Here is a 17,365-nt window from a genome sequence, read left to right as displayed (position 1 = left end):
GTGCGGTGGTTGCGCTCGGGGCGGTGGTTGCGCTCGGGGCGGTGGTTGCGCTCGGGGCGGTGGTTGCGCTCGGGCGACCCCCAGACCCCCACGGTGCGGTGGTTGCGCTGGGAAAGAGGGCGGGGGGACGGGAAGCGGCCCTGTCAGAAGAGCTTTGGGTCGGGGGAGGGGTATGTGCGGCGGTACTTGGTGTGTTTGCTTGCGGTCGACGTCTCTGTGGCCTCGATGAGCCCCTCTCGACGCAGCATCGTTAGCCACCTGCGAACCGTCTGATCCGACAACCCGGTCCTGGCAGCAAGCTCCGCGCGAGAAGCGGTCGTCGTCCCCAGTGCGTCGAGGATTTCCTCGCGACGATCCGCCGGCGCCATTCGGCTGGGCCGGTCGGTTGCGCCGCCTGTCGCGAGTCGCTCAGCCAGACGATATCGGGCCCACCTCCCGGTACCCACCTGCTCGACGAGTTCGCGACCAACCAAGTCCTGAAGCTCGGCCGTGACCTTTCGAGAGTCGAGCCCGGTCAGCTTGCGATAGCTGGCGTTGTCGATGACCGTCCCGTCGTGCATCAACCCGAGTGCCATGCATTGGCCATCCGTCAGTCCAGCCTCGCCGAGACTGCCGATCCACCGAACAACATCGTCGTTGAGGAGCGAATGGTTCGGGAAGGTCACCACGAAGGACGAGATCCTATCGTCGAACTTGGGCGCGGTCATGCCCGAGCGCCGCAACGAGATCAACATGGCGCGGATGCCGGAACCACGGTTCTCACAGACCGTGCGGTCCTCGCCTGGAATCGGAACGTCCTCCAAGACACGCAGAAGAGCGGCGTTTCGGGAAGAAGTCGCTCCTTCCTCGCCGAGATTCTCCAGGGTCACTGGCCCGTAAAGGCCGCCCGCGTTACGGATGACAAGGCGATCAGGAAACATCTCGACTTGGACCTGCGCACCCCGTGACGCGGCGGAGAGATCCCGGTGAACGAGAGCATTGGTGATGGCCTCTCTGAGAGCCGTCTCCGGGTACTCCCAGATGTCCTGCCGCCCGGCTCCGGTGGTTATGGAGCGTCGTGACATGTTCCGCCGTATAGCCGCCAAGGCATCGCGAACCATCACCGGGATCGGGCCCTCGATCGCAACGCTGTCCAGGAATCTGACGCCCGACTCCTCAGCGGGGCCGCTGACGGTCGGGTAGTGAACGAACGTCAGCATGAGCTGCGGGAAGTGCTCTTGAGGGTAGCTACCAAGCGCCAGCAGTCCGCCAACGGAAACGTCCTCGCCCGATCCGTCGGGACGGGGAATCAGGACCTTCGTTCGACGAAGAATGTCCGCCACGCTCAAGTCGCGATACGAGTACGGACGACTGCTACGAAGACGCAACATCGTGGCCGCGACCAAGTGACTGTCGAGTGCCTCGATTCCGACGCCGGCGACCGGCTCCGAATCTTCCTTCGGCTGCCCACGCGCAGACAGCATCATCTGTACTTCGTAGCTGGACAGTTGTCGATCGCCGTCGTGCAGCCGGGTGTAGGCACCCTTCGTCAAACCGGCGCCTTTGTAGTAGCAGGGCTTCTGCTCGCGCGGGATCTCCGGCACTTCGGCAACGACCAGCTGAGCCCCCTCGAAAGGGTGAATCTGTATATACGGCCGAATGGCGGGCTCTATCTCGCTGGAGCACAGCGAGGCCAGGTCCGATGCCAGTTTGGCGGGGTCCGCCAATCGAGCGGGCATGAACCGGTCGCCCTCGTCCAATCCGAGGATGACGACTCCACCACGGGTGTTGGAGAAGGCGGACAACGTCTCACGCAGACTTTTCGGAAGGCCTCCCTGGGCCTTTTTCACCTCGACGTCAGCGACATCGCTGCCGAGCACACGAAGATTTTCGACGATTTCGGCAAGTTCCTCGGCGTTCACAGCACCTATCCTGCTAACCATCCTGATTAGCAGGAAGGTTAGCAGGATTTAATGATCGACTTAAGTGCGATCACGAAGGAGGAGCGTCAGCGGAGCCAGCCGGGGAACCAACGGCCCGTCTTGAAGCCTGTGGACCACTGGTGGTCGGAGCAGGTGCGGGTCGTGGCGAAGCGCTGCTCGTCCAGGATGGCTGTGGTGCCGGCGTTGTAGGTGCCCAGGCCGAAACCGATGCCGGTGATGGTCATCTTAGGGTTGGCTGCCACCACCTCGGAGAACTTCAGCGTGGCGGGGCCGCCTGCGGTCTTGGGGAGGCCGGCGATCGTCGTGGACGGGGTCCACAGGGGACCGTCCAGGACGTTCCACTCCGTGCGCACCTTGCGCTGCGGGTTTCCGGCTCCGATGGAGCTCAAGTAGTAGTACGGCTCGAAGACCAGGGTGCCGGGACCGGCGGGGGTGCGGACGTACAGGTGGTAGGCCGGCAGGGCGGCGTCGTTCACGACGTTGTTGTCGCCGGCCGTGGTGTCGAGTTTGACGGTCTCGTATGAGGCCTCCTCGACGGTGCTGGCCAGGACCGAGCGGAACGAGGTCTGCCACGACACCTTGTCGCTGTTGGAGGAGCGGGCTGTCGTCAGCTTGACGCCGTCGGCGCCCACGGTGGCGGTGGCCGTGCCGACCTTGGTGATGCCGGAGGTGGTGCTGTGCTTTTCGACCGAGCACGGGCGGTGGCTGGAAGCGCTGGCCGGGACGGCGGGGACCGCGATCAGCAGCGCTGTCGCGACGGTTGCGGTTAACAGGCGAGAAGTCATGTCTGCACTATTCCCATACAGCAAATCCGGCAACACACATTTTGTCCGTTTCAGCCGATCGCCACGAAGACGTTGTCGATCTCGCCGGCGAACTGGTCGTTGCCACGGTTCGTGCCCTTGCCGCCCACGCGCAGGGGCTCGGCGTTGGCGATCGACAGCTCCGCCGGCACGGCGACCTCGGCCCGGCGCGTGCCGTCGACGTCCAGCGTCAGCCGGTCCCGCCGCCGGATGCACGACAGGTTGTGCCAACGGCCGTCGGCCACGTCCAGCAACGCCTCGGCCCGATGGATCCCGCCACTGCCGGCCAGCACGCACGACGGATGGCCCAGACGATGGTCGACCTGCAGTTTGTACTGGCTCACACCGCCCACGGAGTACCCCTTCTGAACGACGTTGGCGCCGTCCGACAGGTCCGCGTGCGTCATCAGGATCGACGCGCCGTAGTTGAGCTTCCGAACGCCCGGGTTCAGCGTGTCGTCCCGCGCGCCCTCCAGGATCGCGCGGGGGCAGTCCCGCTCCTGGGCCAGCTTGCACCGATCGGGATAGGAGACAGCCAGACCCGAGGACCCTTGCTGACGTACGAGGCGCAGGATCCCGCCGTTCTCACCGACCGGCCGCAGCTCGTGGCCGCCGTTGACGTCGGTGATCGGCTTTCCGACACCCCCGTCGAAGGTGTAGCGAATGGACACCGGCCCGGACGCGATGCCGATCGGCGCCGGCGGCATCGGTGGTGCCGAGGGCGAGACCGACATGGCCAGCGCGCCGGCCCGGGCCGCCGGCGTGTGCAGCGCGATTCCGTACGCCGGAAGGCGATAGAAATGCGCGACTCCGCCGGCCAGCACGACCACCGCCAGCGCCAACCACCACCCTTTTCGTGACATGTCGGGATTGTGCGGCACCCAACACCCACGACGACGGACCGGCAAGCAATCGAACCGGAATTACTCCGGACGAGGTCAGCCGACCACCCGAGTCGGCGCCGGTACGTGTGGGTGAGCGGGCTCCCCCACGACCGCGTGGATCACGTCGTCCAATGTGATCACTCCGAGCGGGGTGCGGCCGTCGCTCACCAGCGCGATGTGCAGACGGTCGCGGCGCATGGTCAACAGAAGATCGGCGAGCGTACGGTCGGGCGGCACCACCGCCAGAGGACGGATGATCTCCGCCGGGATCGGCCGGGTGCGGCGCTCCACCCCGTACCCCAAAATGTCTTTGACGTGCACGAATCCCAGCACCCGCCGGGTCTCCCGTTGGACCACCGGAAAGCGCGACCGCCCGGTCCGCGTGGCCAGCGCCTCGACCGTCGCGGGTGACACGTCGTCGGCGATCGTGGTGACGCTCGACCAGGGCCGCAGCGTGTCGGCCGCCGTCCGGTCCTGCAGGCCGAGCGCGGCGTTGATCCGCGCGTACTGCTCCGTGCCCAGCAGTCCCTCGGCCCGCGCCTGCGTCACCATCCCGGTCAGCTCCTCGGCCGTGAAGACCGTCTTGACCGCGTCCGTCGACTCGATCTTCCAGAGCCGCAGGACGATCTTGGCGGCCCAGCGCATCGCGTTGAGCAGCGGCTTCGTGGCCGTGCAGAAGCCCAGCATGAACGGGCCGAGGATCAGCGCCGCCCGCTCGGGCCCGGCCAGCGTGATGTTCTTGGGGACCATCTCGCCGATCACCGTGTGCAGGAAGACCACGATCATCAGGGCCAGCACGAACGCCACCGGATGGATCGCGTTCTCCGGCAGCCCCAGCGCCTCGAACGGTCCCTCGAGCAGATGGGCCACCGCCGGCTCGGACAGCGCGCCCAGGCCCAGCGAGCAGACCGTGATGCCGAGCTGCGCGCCGGCGATCATCAACGGGATCTGGCTCATCGCCGACAGCGCCCATCGAGCCCGCTTGGACGTCGCGGCCAACGGCTCCAGGGCCGTACGCCGGGACGCGATCAGCGCGAACTCGCCGCCCACGAAGATGCCGTTGCCGACCAGCAGCAGGACGGTGACGAGCAGTTCAGTCATCGGCGGGCTCCGGCGGGATGACGACGCGGACCTGCTCCACACGGTGCCGGTCGACGGCCATGATCGTGAATTCCCAACCGCCCGTCTCGTACGACTCGCCGACCTCCGGGATGTGGCCGAGCCGGGCCAGCAGGAAGCCGGCCAGCGTCTCGTACGGTCCCTCGGGCAGCTTGAAGCCGGTCTGCTCGATCAGCTCGTCCTCGCGCAGCAGGCCGTCGACCAGGAACGTCTTCTCGCCGCCGGGCGCGGTCAGCTCCACCGTCGACGTCTCGGCCTGCTCCGCGTCGTACTCGTCGGCGATCTCACCGACCAGCTCCTCGATCAGGTCCTCGACCGAGACCACGCCGTCGGTGCCGCCGTATTCGTCCACCACGATCGCCAGGTCGGCGCCGGCCTCGCGCAGGGCCGACAGCACCTTGTCGAGACCGAGGCTCTCCGGCACGTACACCGGCTCGCGGGCGATCGTGGAAACCCGGGTCGCCGCCCGCCGTTCGGGCGGCACACCCAACGCGTCGGGCACGGCCACCACCCCCGTGACCAGGTCGATCGTGTTTTCGTACACCGGAAATCGGGTGTGCCCGGTCTCCCGGGCCTTGGTGATCAGGTCGGCCACGCTGGCGCCGACGGTGAGCCCGACCACGTCGACCCGCGGCGTCATGGCCGACGCGGCCCTCTTCTCGCCGAACCGGATCGTGCGGCGCACCAGCGTCGCCGTCTCGTTCGGCAGCGTCCCGGCCCGCGCGCTGATCGCCGCGAGCAGGCCCAGCTCCTCGGGCGAACGCGCGCTGGCCAGCTCCTCCTGCGGTTCGACGCCGATCCGGCGCACCAGCCAGTTCGCCGACCCGTTCAGCGCGCCGATCAAATACTTGAAGAGCTTCGAGAACGTACGCAGCGGGGCCGCGGTCAGCAGCGCCGCGCGCATCGGCCGCGCGAGTGCCGCGTTCTTCGGCACCAGCTCGCCGAAGAGCATCGACACGAGGGTGGCCACGACCAGGGCGATCGCGTGGGTGATGCCCTCGGTCGCGTCGCCGCCGATCGGCTCGATCAGCGGGGTGAAGATCTTGGACAGGGCCGGCTCGGCGAGATAGCCGGTGAGCAGCGCGGTGATCGTGATGCCGAGCTGGGTGCCGGAGAGCTGGAACGAGAGCTCGTGCAGGGCGTGCTGCACCGTGCGGGCCCGGCGGTCGCCGGAGCGGGCGCGCGCGTCGATCTCGGGCCGGTCGACCGTCACCAGACCGAACTCGGCGGCCACAAAGAACGCGTTGCCCGCCGTGAGCAGCGCGAACGCCGCCAACGGGAGCACCGCGGTCAGGAACAGGCCGTCCATGATCGGTTCACCTCGGTCCCCATTGTGCCGGATGCGGGCGATTCCCCGCGTCCGGGCGCTTCAGCGATTGATCTTCGCTCGCTTTGGTTACCGTCATGAGCATGAACCTTGCCGAGGAGTTCCTGCTGCTCGCGTACGACGATGACGGCACCCCGCTCACCGACGGCACGCACCTGGACAACGGCCTCGGCGGAGCGGTGCTGCTGGAGCTCGCGCTCGCGGGCCGGGTCGACATCGCCGACAAGAAGGTGATCGTCCTGGACGGCGCCGCGACCGGCGACGCGATCCTGGACGGCGCTCTGGGCAAGCTCCGGGCCGAGGAGCGCGGCCGGCGGCCCGGCCACTGGGTCACGAAGTTCTCCAAGGACACCCGCCCGCGAGTGCTCGACCGGCTGGTCGCCGACGGGGTGCTGACCGTGGAGAAGGACAAGGTGCTCTGGGTCTTCCCGCGCACCCGGTATCCGGCCGCGAACGGCGTCGAGCCGGTGGCGGAGACCGAGGCTCGGCAGCGCATGCAGGCCGCGGTGACCGGATCGGGTGCGGTCGACCCCCGTACGGCCGCTCTCTGTGCCCTGGTCGCCGCGACCGGCCTCGACAAGAAGGTCTTCGCGGACCTGGACCGCAAAGCGGTCCAGGCGCGACTGCGTGAGATCGGCGAGGGCTCGTGGGCGGCCGCCGCGGTGAAGAAGACGATCGAGGAGATCCAGGCGGCCGTGATGGTCGCGATCGTCGCCTCGACCACCGCGGCCACCGCCGGCACCACGAACTAGCGGGTCAGACTTCCTGCTTGAGCGATCGCAGGAGAACCGTCGCGACGTCCACGACCTCGACGTTCTCCTGCTCGCCCTTGCCGGTGACCCCGTCGCCGATCATCGTGTAGCAGAACGGGCAGCCCACCGCGATCGTCTTGGCGCCGGTCGCGAGGGCCTCCTCGGTGCGCTCGACGTTGATCCGCTTGCCGATCTTCTCTTCCATCCACATGCGGGCGCCGCCGGCGCCGCAGCAGAAGGACCGCTCCTGGTTACGCGGCATCTCGACCAGGTTCGCGGCCTCACCCAGCACCTCGCGGGGCGCGTCGAACACCCGGTTGTGCCGGCCCAGGTAGCAGGGGTCGTGATAGGTCACGTCACCCTCGATCGGCTGCACCGGGGTCAGCTTGCCCTCCTTGACCAGGTGGGCCAGCAGCTGCGTGTGGTGCACGACCTCGACCTCGAGCCCCAGCTGCTCGTACTCGTTGCCCAGAGTGTTGAAGCAGTGCGGGCAGGTCGCGACGATCTTCTTGACCTTCGCTTCCTGCAACGTCTCCACGTTCTGCTGAGCCAGCATCTGGAAGACGAACTCGTTGCCGATACGCCGCGCCGGGTCACCCGTGCAGGTCTCGCCCTCACCCAGGATCGCGTAGTTGACCCCGGCCTCGTGCAGCAGCTTGGCCACGGCCCGGGTGGTCTTCTTCGCCCTGTCCTCGAACGCGCCGGCGCAGCCGACCCAGAACAGGTAGTCGAAGTCCTCGACCTCGCCGACCCGCGGCACCTCGAAGTCGAGGCCCTTGGTCCAGTCCTCGCGGGTGTTCTGCGGGGCACCCCACGGGTTGCCCTTGTTCTCCAGGTTGCGCAGCATGACACCGGCCTCGCTGGGGAACGACGACTCGATCAGCACCTGGTAGCGGCGCATGTCGACGATGTGGTCGATGTGCTCGATGTCGACCGGGCACTGCTCCACACACGCGCCGCAGGTCGTGCACGACCACAGCACGTCCGGGTCGATCACGCCCTGCTCGTCCTCCGTGCCGACGAGCGGGCGGTTGCCCTCCGCGAGGGCCAGCACGTCCATGTGGGCCAGCTGGGCCTCGGTCGCCTTCTCCTCACCGGTCAGATCTTTGCCGCCTCCGGCGAGGAGATAAGGCGCTTTGGCGTACGCGTGGTCGCGCAGGCTGAGAACCAGCAGCTTCGGTGACAGCGGCTTGGCCGTGTTCCAGGCCGGGCACTGCGACTGGCACCGGCCGCACTCCGTGCACGTGGAGAAGTCGAGCAGACCCTTCCAGGTGAACTGCTCCACCTGGGCCACGCCGAACTGGTCCTTCTCCGGGTCGGCCTCTTCGAAGTCGAGCGGCTTGCCCTGGCTCATCATCGGCCGCAGCGCGCCCAGGCCGGAGCCCGCGGGCTTCTCCGGGCTGCGCTTGAAGAAGATGTTGAAGAACGCCAGGAAGCGGTGCCACGCCACGCCCATGGTCGGGTTCAGCGCGATCGTGATCAGCCAGCCCATCGAGATGAACAGCTTGACCAGGGCGACCCAGGTCGCGCCGTCCTCCCACGACGGCAGCGCGGCGCCGATCGCGTGCGACAGCGGCGCCGACCAGGTCGGGTAGGGCAGATGGTCGTTGGCGGCCTTGAAGCCGCGGATCAGGAACCCGCAGACCAGCACGCCCAGGATCACGGCCTCGACGAAATACGCCTGCCACATCGTCGAACCGAGGAACCGCGACCGCTTCTGCCGGATGTTCTTCTGCCGTACGAAGATCAGGTAGACGATGCCGAGCAGGCCCAGGATGCCGATCCACTCGGTGACGAGCCCGAACACCGTCCAGTGCCCGACGATCGGCAGCTCACCCGCGGGGTCGACGACCTCGAAGTACGCCTCCACGACCAACAGGAACAGGATCATGAACGAGACCATCACGAGCCAGTGCGCGGCACCGATGGCCGACCACTTGAGCATCCGCGTGTGACCGAGGGTCTCGGTCAGCATCGTCTTGGTCCGCGAGCCCTTGTCCGCGAAACGCGCGGGATCCGGTTGCCCCTGGCGGATCACCGCGGTGATCGTCAGGACGGCGCGCACCGCCAGCACGACGGCCACCACGGTGACCAGGCCGGCCAGGACGGTGGCGACGATCTGCGCTATGCCCATCTGGGTTGTGCCTCCTCGGTCGGCAGTCCGACGCGCTCATGTTACCCACGAGTAATAGGCGGCTGCACGCCGCCGGGTCAAGTAGCGCAAAGAGCACCCCGCGCCGTCGGCCCGGGGTGCGCTTGAATCGGACGAAATCGACGATACCCGCGCTAAGCAGGTATTACTGGGCTATCGCCAGCGCGACAGGATGCCCAGCGAGGCGACCATGCACCCGAAGCCCACAGCGAGGTTCCAGTACCGCCAGGCCTCGACCGGGTACTGCTGCGACGACAGGTAATACACGACCAGCCAGGCGATGCCGATCACGATGAGCGCCACCGCGGTGATCGGCAGCCACATCGGGCTCGGCTTCTTGGAAGCCGCTGTCGCCGCCGGACGAATGTCCGTCGGCGGCGTGTAGACCTTCTTCTTGCGAACCTGAGACTTCGGCACGGTGCATCTCCTGAAGGGCAACAAGTGGTGAACAACCCCACCGCTGAGCGGCTCCGGAGATCCCGAATGCTGCCCGTGGCGATTAATGTTCGACAGCTAGCGTAGTCAAGGCTGCGCTCCGACAGGCACCCGCCAGGCGAGGAAATTGTCCGGCACGATTTTCCGGGAGGACCGAGGACGTGGAATACACCACTGGCGCGCCCTCGTGGCGGCTCGTGCTGCGGCGCGCGCTCGGCGGTTTCCGGCCACGCCGGCGCGCCCAGCGCACACGCGGCTGGTCCGCCGTGGTTCCGCTGATCGCGCTGGCCGCGGGCCTGCTCTTCACCACCTCGGCGCGCACGGCGGACGGCACGGCCCTGCGCGACGACCGGCGGCCCCAGCTGGCCCAACTGATCGCCGACAAGCGGGTACGCCTCGACGCGCGCGAAAAGGCGGCGGCCAAACTCCGGGCCTCCGTCGACCAGGACACGGCCCAGCTCGCCAAGGTCGACCCCCAGGTGGCGAAGGCCCGCAAGGACGCCGACGCGCTGCGATCACCGGCCGGCTTCACGGCTCTGCAGGGCTCCGGCATGACAGTCACCCTCGACGACTCGTCCCGCCGGAGCAATGAGTTCTCCGACGCCAATGCCCCCGACAACGATGACCTCGTTGTGCACCAGGGCGACGTCCAAGCCGTGGTCAACGCGTTGTGGGCCGGCGGAGCAGAGGCAATGTCGATCATGGATGTCCGCGTTATCTCGACGAGCGCGGTACGCTGTGTCGGCAACACGCTGCTGCTTCACGGCCAGGTCTTCTCGCCACCGTTCAAGATCACGGCGATCGGCGAACCCACAGCGATGCATCGCGCGTTGGAGTCCGCGGAAGGGGTCCAGCAATTCCGGGATGCGGTCGCCGACTTCGGCCTCGGCTACACGGAAAGGGTCGAGAGGAACGTGACAGTGCGGGCGTACGACGGGTCGAGTGACCTCCGATCCGCGCAGGTTGCCGGGTAATGGCCGCTCCGGACACCCCCGCCGGCAGCGCCGGTTCGGGTCGCCACCGAGCGCCCGACGGCGACGCGCAGACGGCCTACATTCCCCGCATCACCGACGCTTCCCCCGACGGCGTCCCCGGCGGCCCGTTGGCCCCACCGATCGGCCTGAGCGGCTCCCAGGCCGCCCCGATCCGCCCACCGGCACCCCCGGCCCCCACGGCGGCCCTCTCAGACCGCCAGGACCCGCCCTCGCCGGCTTTCCCCACCCAGCAGGACCCGGCGCCTTTCCCCACCCAGCAGGACCCAGCGGCCTTTCCCACCCAGCAGGACCCAGCGCCGCCGACCTTCACGGCACGGCAGCAGCCCGCAGCCTTCCCGCCTCCGCAAGATTCCGCAGCCGGCTCGGCCGCTTTCCCCGCACGGCAGGACTTCGGAGCCAGCTCCGCCGCCTTCCCAGCCCAGCAGGCCTCAGGAGCTGGCTCGTCCGGCTTTCCAGCCCAGCAGTCTTCCGGGGCCGGCTCGGCCCCCTTCCCGATCCGGCAGGAGCCCGCAACTCCGTCGGCGGCCATCCCGGACTGGCAGGCGGAGCGCCCGACCGCCTTCCCCGAGCGCCCGACCCAGTCGCCGGCAGCCTTCCCGGAGCCGCAACCGCCGGCCGCCGCCGAGACCGCCATTCTGCGACCCGACGTGGCGACCCAGCAGCGCATCTCCTCGGCACGCAACACCCCCGACGAGCTGAACGCCGCGGTCAGCGCCGCCCGCCAGCGCCCGATCGAGCACGCCGCGCCCACCCCGCAGCAGTTCGACTTCTTCGGCGCCCCCATCGACAACACGCCCGAGCCCTCCAGGAGCGCCTTCGACCTGGCAGCTCGCGAAGTCGCAACGCCCAACGGCTTCGACCCCGCAGCCCGCGGAAGCTCACCCTTCAGCACCTTCGACTCCGCAGCACACGGCATCGCAGCACCCAACGGCTTCCAATCCGCGCCCCGCGAAAGCGCAGCGTCCAACGGCTTCGACTCCGCAGCCCGCGGAAGCGCAGCTCCGAGCGCCTTCGACTCAGCAGCGCACGGCGTCGCGGCACCGAACGGCTTCGACTCAGCGGCACACGGCATCGCAGCACCCAACGGCTTGGACTCCACAGCCCGCGGAAGCGCAGCTCCGAGCGGCTTCGATTCCGGAGCGCACGGAATCGCAGCACCCAACGGCTTCAACTCCACAGCCGGCGGAAGCGCAGCTCCGAGCGCCTTCGACTCAGCAGCGCACGGAATCGCAGCACCCAACGGCTTCCAATCCGCGGGGCACGGGACCGCAGCGTCCAATGGCTTTGAGTCCGCGGCGCATGGCATCGCAGCGTCAAACGGCTTCGAATCCCCGGCCCACGGAAGCGCAGCTCCGGGCGCCTTCGACTCAGCGTCGCGCGGCAGCGCGGGACTCAGCGCTTTCCCGTCGGCACCCCGCGAGAGCGCGCCAGCCGCGCCCACCTCGCCGAGCGCCTTCCAGCCCGCGTTCAACGGCTCCCCCGCGTCGACGTCCGCCTCAGCGTCGGTTCCGACCGCAGCCTCGGCATCCATCCCCACGGCCGCCTCGGCATCGGTCCCCACGTCCGGCTCGGCGTCGGTCCCCACGTCCGGCTCGGCGTCGGTCCCCATGGCCGGCTCGGCGTCGATCCCCACGGCAGCCTCACTAGCGGCACCGCCAGCGGCGGCACCGGTCTCCTTCGGGGGTCCGGAGCGGCATGACACCGGGCTCGGCGCGCTTCAAGCGGGCGGCGCGCCATCTGCTTCTCCGTCCACTCCGTGGCAGGACGCGCATAACGACCAAAGCCGCCAACCCGCTCAAAGCTGGCAAAACGGTACGAGCTGGCCCGCTGGGACGAGGGAAGTGGGTCGTGCGCCTGAGGCGCCTACGAGCCTGCTACCCGCCGTACCACCAAACCAGCAGCCGCCGCTGAGAGAAGCCACCGCGCTCTTCTCCGCGGTTCCGGGCAAAGCCGCGCAAGCCGCGAAGGTGAAGGCCGAGCCCGACGCCGCCCTCGGCGCCGCACCGGCCGTCCCGCCGTCACCGGGTGGGCCCAAGCCCGCCGGAGAGGTCGTCGAAGAGGTGGAGCCGAAGCGGGGCGAGAAGGTCGTCAAGCTGCGACCCGAGCAGACCGGTGAGGGCTACAAGAGCGTCTACTCGGAGCTGACCCGGCCGACCATCGCGTCGAAGGTGCGCGGCGGCATCCGGGTCTCCGGCGAGCTGATGATCACCTTTGGACTGATCGTGCTGTTGTTCGCCGGCTACGAGGTGTTCGGCAACTCGGCCAAGGTTCAGGCCGAGCAGGACACCCTCGCGACCGAGCTCGACCAGGCGTGGAACGACCCGACCGTCGGCCCGACCGCCGCCGCGCCCACGGCCAACGGTCCCGCCGCGCCCGGTGACAACCTGGTCGGCCGGCTCTACATCCCGAAGCTGGACAAGAAGTGGGTCGTCGTCGACGGTGTCACGCCGGACGACATCCGCTACGCACCCGGCCACTACCCCGACTCGGCCGACCCGGGCAAGATCGGCAACTTCTCGGTGGCCGGTCACCGGATCAAGAAGATCTTCTGGCGGCTCGACGAGCTCAAGGACGGCGACGTCATCGGTGTGGAGACGCGCACCAACTGGTACGTCTACCGCGTCTACGCCCAGGAGGTCGTGAAGCCGAGCGCCGTCGAGGTCGTCGCGCCGGTGCCGGGCAAGCCCAAGGCCAAGCCGTCGAAGGCGCTGCTCACGCTGACCACCTGCAACCCGAAGTACAACAACTACCAGCGCCTGATCATCCACGCCGAGCTCGTCTCGACGTCCGCGCGTGACCAGAAGCTGCCCGACGCCGGCATGCCGGCCCCGATCAAGACGGGGGCCTGAGCCGGGTGTACGCGTGGATCTGGCGCAAGCTGCCGTTCGGTTTCTGGGGCAAGCTGAGCACCTCGCTCGGGCTGATCGCGGCCACCACCGCCCTGCTCTGGTATGTGGTGTTCCCCTGGGCCACCCCGCTGCTGCCGTTCGACGACGTGCAGGTCGGCACGGGCACCGAGCAGCAGGGCCCGGACCCGAACGCTGTCGACTCCGACAGCCCCGACGGGGCGGACGACGAGATCCCGTACAGCACCGAGTCGAACGCTCCGCATCCGTCCGAGTCCGCCAAGCCCAGCGGCGGCTTCAATATCCCGGGTGATTGACGTGCGCATTCTGGTCATCGACAACTACGACTCGTTCGTCTTCAACCTGGTGCAATATCTGGGTCAGCTCGGCGCCGAGTGCGTGGTGCGCCGCAACGACGAGATCTCCGTCGACGACGTGGGCACGTTCGGCGCCGCCGGTGTGCTGCTCTCGCCGGGGCCGGGCACCCCGGAGCGGGCCGGCATCATGATGGACGTCATCAAGGCGTACGCCGGTCAGGTTCCGATGTTCGGTGTCTGCCTGGGTCATCAGGCGATCGGGGCCGCGTTCGGCGCGACCGTCACCCGCGCCCCCGAGCTGCTGCACGGCAAGACTTCGCTGGTGCGGCACACCGGTGAGGGTGTGCTGGCCGGGCTGCCCGAGCCGTTCACCGCGACCCGCTACCACTCGCTGGCCGTGCTGCCCGAGACGCTGCCGGCCGAGATCGAGGTGACCGGCCGCACCGAGTCGGGTGTGGTGATGGCGATGCGTCACCGCGAGCTGCCGATCGAGGGTGTGCAGTTCCACCCCGAGTCGGTGCTGACCGAGGGCGGTCACACCATGCTGGCCAACTGGCTGGCCTCCTGCGGCCTGCCGTCGGCCCTGGAGAAGGCGCCGCCGCTCGCCGCCGAGGTCGAGTCCCGGCGCCGAGCGGCGTTCGCGACCGTCTAGTCCTGCTTGTAGGCCAGCAGCGACTGGCCGAGGACGCCACCACCCGTGCCACCGCCGTTGCCCGGCGGCGGCGTGGTGGTCTGGTTCGGGTCGGGCGTGTCGGTCGGGTCGGGCGGGGTGGTCTGCTCGGCGATGACCGTCAGGGTCACCTTGCCGCCCTTGGAGATCGTCTCGCCGGCCTTCGGGTTCTGGTCGACAACCGTGCCCGGCGTGCCGTTCGGGTCTTCCACGGTCTGGATGCTGACGTTGAACGGCCCGGCGTTGTCGAGGATGCCCTCGGCCACCGCCTGCTGGATGTCGGTCACCTTGGGCATCTTGACCAGCTTGCCGTTGGAGATCGAGACGTCGATCGTGCTGCCCGGCTCGACCGTCTTGCCCTGCTTCTCGACCTTGGTCACGACACCGACCGGCTGAATGCTCGGGACCTCCTGGAAGTTCGGCGTCAGGCCCAGCTCGCGCAGCCGCGTGTTCGCGTTGTCCTTCGTGCTGCCGACCAGGTTGGCCGGCACGGTGACCTCGTCCGGCTTGTTGCAGAGCTGGTACTGAATCGGCGTGTCGGTGGTGACCTTTTCGCCGGCCTTGGGGGTCTGGCTCTCGACCGTGCCCTTGCAGTCGGTGTCCTGCCGCGGCTTCTCGGCCGAGATGTTGGTGAAGCCGGCCTTCTGCAGCGCCGAGATCGCGTCGTCGTTGCTCAGGTCTTCAAGGTCGGGCACGGCCACCAGCACCGGCGTCGACTGGGTCGCCGTCGGCGTCGTGGTGGGGGTCTTGTCGTCGCCGCGCGTCATGGCCAGGGCCACGCCGAGCACGATCACCACCAGGACACCGAGCGCGGCCAGCGACGCCCACACCCACGACGAGCGGCGGTCCTGTCCGGGCGGCGGCCCGCCGATCGGGCGCTGCATGGTGGTCGCGGCCTGCGGCTGCCACTGCCGGGGCTGCGGCCCCTGCTGCAAGGCCATGGTTTCGGCCTGCGACATCACCGGGGTGGCCAGCACCGGGCGGCCGGAGACGGCGCGCAGCGCGTCGGCCCGCATCTCCTGGGCGCTCTGATACCGGTTGATCGGGTTTTTCGCGAGCGCCTTGAGCACGATCGCGTCGACGTCCGGCGGGACATCGTGGACGATGTCGCTGGGAGCCTTGGGGTCTTCCCGCACGTGCTGGTAGGCCACGCTGACCGGGCTGTCGCCGACGAACGGCGGATGCCCGACGAGCAGCTCGAACAGGACACAACCGGCCGCGTACACGTCGGAGCGGGCGTCGACCGCCTCGCCGCGCGCCTGCTCGGGCGAGAGGTACTGCGCCGTGCCGATCACCGCGCTGGTCTGCGTCATGGTGGTCGCGCCGCTGGCCAGGGCCCGGGCGATACCGAAGTCCATGACCTTGACCTGGCCGTTCTGCGTGATCATCACGTTGCCGGGCTTGATGTCGCGGTGGATGATCCCGTGCCGGTGGCTGAACTCCAGGGCGGCGTCGATGTCGGCGATGATCTCGAGGGCCCGGCGCACCGGGAGGCGCTGCTCCTGGGCCAGCACCTCTTTGAGGGTACGGCCGTTGACGAACTCCATGACGATGAACGGCAGCTTCTCGCCGGTGGCCGAGATCTCTTCACCGGTGTCGTAGACGGCCACGATCGCCGGGTGGTTCAGGGCCGCCGAGTTCTGCGCCTCGCGCCGGAACCGCTCCTGGAACGTCGCGTCGCGGGCCAGGTCGGTGCGCAACATCTTGATGGCCACGTCGCGACCGAGCCGGAGATCGCGTCCCCGGTGCACCTCGGCCATGCCGCCGTAGCCCAAGAGCTCGCCGACCTGATACCTGCCACCGAGCAGGCGGGCCTGCGCCGTCATAACGTCTGTCGTCCTTCGTTCGCTGAGATCCAGCCGGGATTGGCGCCCGTCTGTGTGGTTAGACGGTACGACGCCGCCGGCGGTGCCCCGCCATCGACGCCCGTGTGGAATTCGGCCGCGTTGTCCTGGCCCTGCTTGAGGAGGAACGAGATGACCCCCGCGCAGAGCAGGACCAGCAGCGCGAGAACCACGGCGAGCACGATCAGCACCTGCCGCCCGCCGGAACTCTCCGGCTTGGCGGCCGGGGCCGGCTGTGATTGATACGGCTGGCGGTAGGGCTGCGGTTGAACCGGCGGCCCGGATGGTACGGAGGCGGCACCGCGGGCGCCGGAGACGGGCCGCTGCGCCGGCGGTGGATATTGCGGGCGGGCGGCCCCGCCCACGACCGGCGAGCCGGGCATGGACGGCCCGGAGGGCGGCCGGGGGACGCCGGCCGGGCTGACCGGCGGCGCGGCCCGCATCGGCTGGGGCGCGCTCGTGGGCTGCTGAGCTGTGGAGGCCAGCGACGCCGCGGCCTGCCGGGCGATCGCGGCCATCGCCGAGGCCGAGGGCCAGCGGGCGGCCGGGTCTTTGGCCATGGCGCGGTCGACGATGCTGCGCACCGCGGGCGGGATGTCGCCGGGCAGCGGGCGCGGGTGGTCACGGACGTGCTTCATCGCGATCTCGAGCGGCGTGGCGCCGTCGAACGGCCGGTGACCGGAGAGGCACTGATAGGCGACCACGCCGAGCGCGTACACGTCGGAGGCCGGCGTGGCCACGGCGCCGGAGGCCTGCTCGGGCGAGATGTACGAGGCCGTGCCCAGCACCGAGCCGGCCACGGTGAGCTGCCCGACCAGCGCCGACCGGGCGATGCCGAAGTCGGTGAGCACCAGCGTGCCGTTCGGGCGGACGAGCAGGTTGCCCGGCTTGACGTCGCGGTGGACGATGCCGTTCGCGTGCGCGGCCTGCAGCGCGTCGGCGGCCTGGGCCACCAGCGCCATCGTGCGGGCCGGGGTCAGCCGGCCGACCCGGCTCAGCGTGCGGGAGAGCGCGTCGCCCTCGACGTACTCCATGACCAGGAACGCGAGCTGCTGGTCACTGCCGTAGTCGTAGACGTCGACGACCCCGGGGTGGTTGATCGTGGCCATGGTGCGTGCCTCGCCCCGGAAGCGCTCGGCGAAGCCCGGCTCGTCGAGCAGCGCGGGCAGCAGGATTTTGACAGCGACGGTCCGGCCCAGCACCTCGTCGGTGCCGCGCCACACGTCGCCCATCCCACCGCCGGCGATCCGCTCGTCGAGACGGTAGCGCCCGCCGAGGGTCACCCCAGGGCTGATCATG

The 17,365-nt window shown here is 69.0% G+C and carries 14 protein-coding genes; 5 read left to right on the top strand and 9 right to left on the bottom strand.

All coding sequences use genetic code 11. The annotated features are described in order from the left end of the window. Positions 1-143: 143 nt before the first annotated feature. From CRP55_RS38315 to CRP55_RS38295, 5 genes are all read right to left on the bottom strand, one after another. Positions 144-1,901, bottom strand: coding sequence for an ATP-binding protein (locus CRP55_RS38315; RefSeq protein ID WP_097326904.1), 1,758 nt, complete (start codon positions 1,899-1,901; stop codon positions 144-146). A gap of 86 nt (positions 1,902-1,987) precedes the next feature. Continuing rightward, positions 1,988-2,707 (bottom strand): hypothetical protein, encoded by a 720-nt coding sequence (locus CRP55_RS38310; protein ID WP_097326903.1) that lies wholly within the window; start codon positions 2,705-2,707, stop codon positions 1,988-1,990. Between the two features lie 50 nt (positions 2,708-2,757). Continuing rightward, entirely contained in the window at positions 2,758-3,588 is an 831-nt protein-coding gene (locus CRP55_RS38305; protein ID WP_097326902.1) for a LamG domain-containing protein, read from the bottom strand. 75 nt (positions 3,589-3,663) lie between these two features. Further along, positions 3,664-4,710, bottom strand: a complete 1,047-nt coding sequence (locus CRP55_RS38300; RefSeq protein WP_097326901.1) for a hemolysin family protein — start codon at positions 4,708-4,710, stop codon at positions 3,664-3,666. After that, positions 4,703-6,037, bottom strand: a complete 1,335-nt coding sequence (locus CRP55_RS38295; RefSeq protein ID WP_097326900.1) for a hemolysin family protein — start codon at positions 6,035-6,037, stop codon at positions 4,703-4,705. Before CRP55_RS38295 ends, CRP55_RS38300 begins: the two co-directional genes overlap by 8 nt. Before the next feature lie 101 nt (positions 6,038-6,138). Here CRP55_RS38295 and CRP55_RS38290 point away from each other — a divergent pair, with 101 nt between their 5' ends. After that, positions 6,139-6,807 (top strand): GOLPH3/VPS74 family protein, encoded by a 669-nt coding sequence (locus CRP55_RS38290; protein ID WP_097326899.1) that lies wholly within the window; start codon positions 6,139-6,141, stop codon positions 6,805-6,807. A 4-nt stretch (positions 6,808-6,811) separates the two neighbouring features. Here CRP55_RS38290 and CRP55_RS38285 read toward each other — a convergent pair whose 3' ends face one another. Together CRP55_RS38285 and CRP55_RS38280 are read right to left on the bottom strand one after the other, a co-directional pair. After that, on the bottom strand, positions 6,812-8,941 hold the full coding sequence (locus CRP55_RS38285) for a (Fe-S)-binding protein (protein WP_097326898.1): 2,130 nt from the start codon (positions 8,939-8,941) through the stop codon (positions 6,812-6,814). Positions 8,942-9,112: 171 nt separating this feature from the next. Beyond that, complete coding sequence (locus CRP55_RS38280) at positions 9,113-9,376, bottom strand: cell division protein CrgA (RefSeq protein ID WP_097326897.1); 264 nt, start codon at positions 9,374-9,376, stop codon at positions 9,113-9,115. A gap of 179 nt (positions 9,377-9,555) precedes the next feature. Between CRP55_RS38280 and CRP55_RS38275 the strand changes: the two genes are divergently transcribed. The 4 genes from CRP55_RS38275 (at position 9,556) to CRP55_RS38255 (ending at position 14,204) form a co-directional block, all read left to right on the top strand. Next, positions 9,556-10,368 (top strand): DUF881 domain-containing protein, encoded by an 813-nt coding sequence (locus CRP55_RS38275; protein ID WP_097326896.1) that lies wholly within the window; start codon positions 9,556-9,558, stop codon positions 10,366-10,368. 1,988 nt (positions 10,369-12,356) lie between these two features. Further along, positions 12,357-13,238 carry a class E sortase gene (locus tag CRP55_RS38265; protein WP_245923635.1) on the top strand — a complete coding sequence of 294 codons (882 nt, stop codon included), beginning with the start codon at positions 12,357-12,359 and terminating at the stop codon, positions 13,236-13,238. A gap of 5 nt (positions 13,239-13,243) precedes the next feature. Beyond that, entirely contained in the window at positions 13,244-13,552 is a 309-nt protein-coding gene (locus CRP55_RS38260) for a hypothetical protein (protein ID WP_097326893.1), read from the top strand. A gap of 1 nt (position 13,553) precedes the next feature. Continuing rightward, positions 13,554-14,204, top strand: a complete 651-nt coding sequence (locus tag CRP55_RS38255) for an aminodeoxychorismate/anthranilate synthase component II (protein WP_097326892.1) — start codon at positions 13,554-13,556, stop codon at positions 14,202-14,204. Here CRP55_RS38255 and pknB read toward each other — a convergent pair. Next, entirely contained in the window at positions 14,201-16,048 is a 1,848-nt protein-coding gene (pknB, locus tag CRP55_RS38250) for a Stk1 family PASTA domain-containing Ser/Thr kinase (RefSeq protein ID WP_097326891.1), read from the bottom strand. The two genes, CRP55_RS38255 and pknB, sit on opposite strands and share 4 nt — an antisense overlap. Next, positions 16,045-17,364 (bottom strand): serine/threonine-protein kinase, encoded by a 1,320-nt coding sequence (locus CRP55_RS38245; protein ID WP_097326890.1) that lies wholly within the window; start codon positions 17,362-17,364, stop codon positions 16,045-16,047. The genes pknB and CRP55_RS38245 overlap by 4 nt, the downstream gene beginning before the upstream one ends. Between the last annotated feature and the right edge of the window lies 1 nt (position 17,365).

It is taken from the genome of Paractinoplanes atraurantiacus (assembly GCF_900215205.1).
Taxonomy (GTDB): Bacteria; Actinomycetota; Actinomycetes; order Mycobacteriales; family Micromonosporaceae; genus Actinoplanes; species Actinoplanes atraurantiacus.
The sequence above is the reverse complement of the archived record's forward strand: the minus strand, read 5'-3'. Positions and strand labels throughout refer to the sequence as shown.

Coding starts and splice junctions, on each gene's coding strand:
- CRP55_RS38310 (WP_097326903.1), bottom strand. CDS start 2,707: ATGACTTCTCGCCTGTTAACCGCAACCGTCGCGACAGCGCTGCTGATC.
- CRP55_RS38305 (WP_097326902.1), bottom strand. CDS start 3,588: ATGTCACGAAAAGGGTGGTGGTTGGCGCTGGCGGTGGTCGTGCTGGCC.
- CRP55_RS38300 (WP_097326901.1), bottom strand. CDS start 4,710: ATGACTGAACTGCTCGTCACCGTCCTGCTGCTGGTCGGCAACGGCATC.
- CRP55_RS38295 (WP_097326900.1), bottom strand. CDS start 6,037: ATGGACGGCCTGTTCCTGACCGCGGTGCTCCCGTTGGCGGCGTTCGCG.
- CRP55_RS38290 (WP_097326899.1), top strand. CDS start 6,139: ATGAACCTTGCCGAGGAGTTCCTGCTGCTCGCGTACGACGATGACGGC.
- CRP55_RS38285 (WP_097326898.1), bottom strand. CDS start 8,941: ATGGGCATAGCGCAGATCGTCGCCACCGTCCTGGCCGGCCTGGTCACC.
- pknB (WP_097326891.1), bottom strand. CDS start 16,048: ATGACGGCGCAGGCCCGCCTGCTCGGTGGCAGGTATCAGGTCGGCGAG.
- CRP55_RS38245 (WP_097326890.1), bottom strand. CDS start 17,364: ATGATCAGCCCTGGGGTGACCCTCGGCGGGCGCTACCGTCTCGACGAG.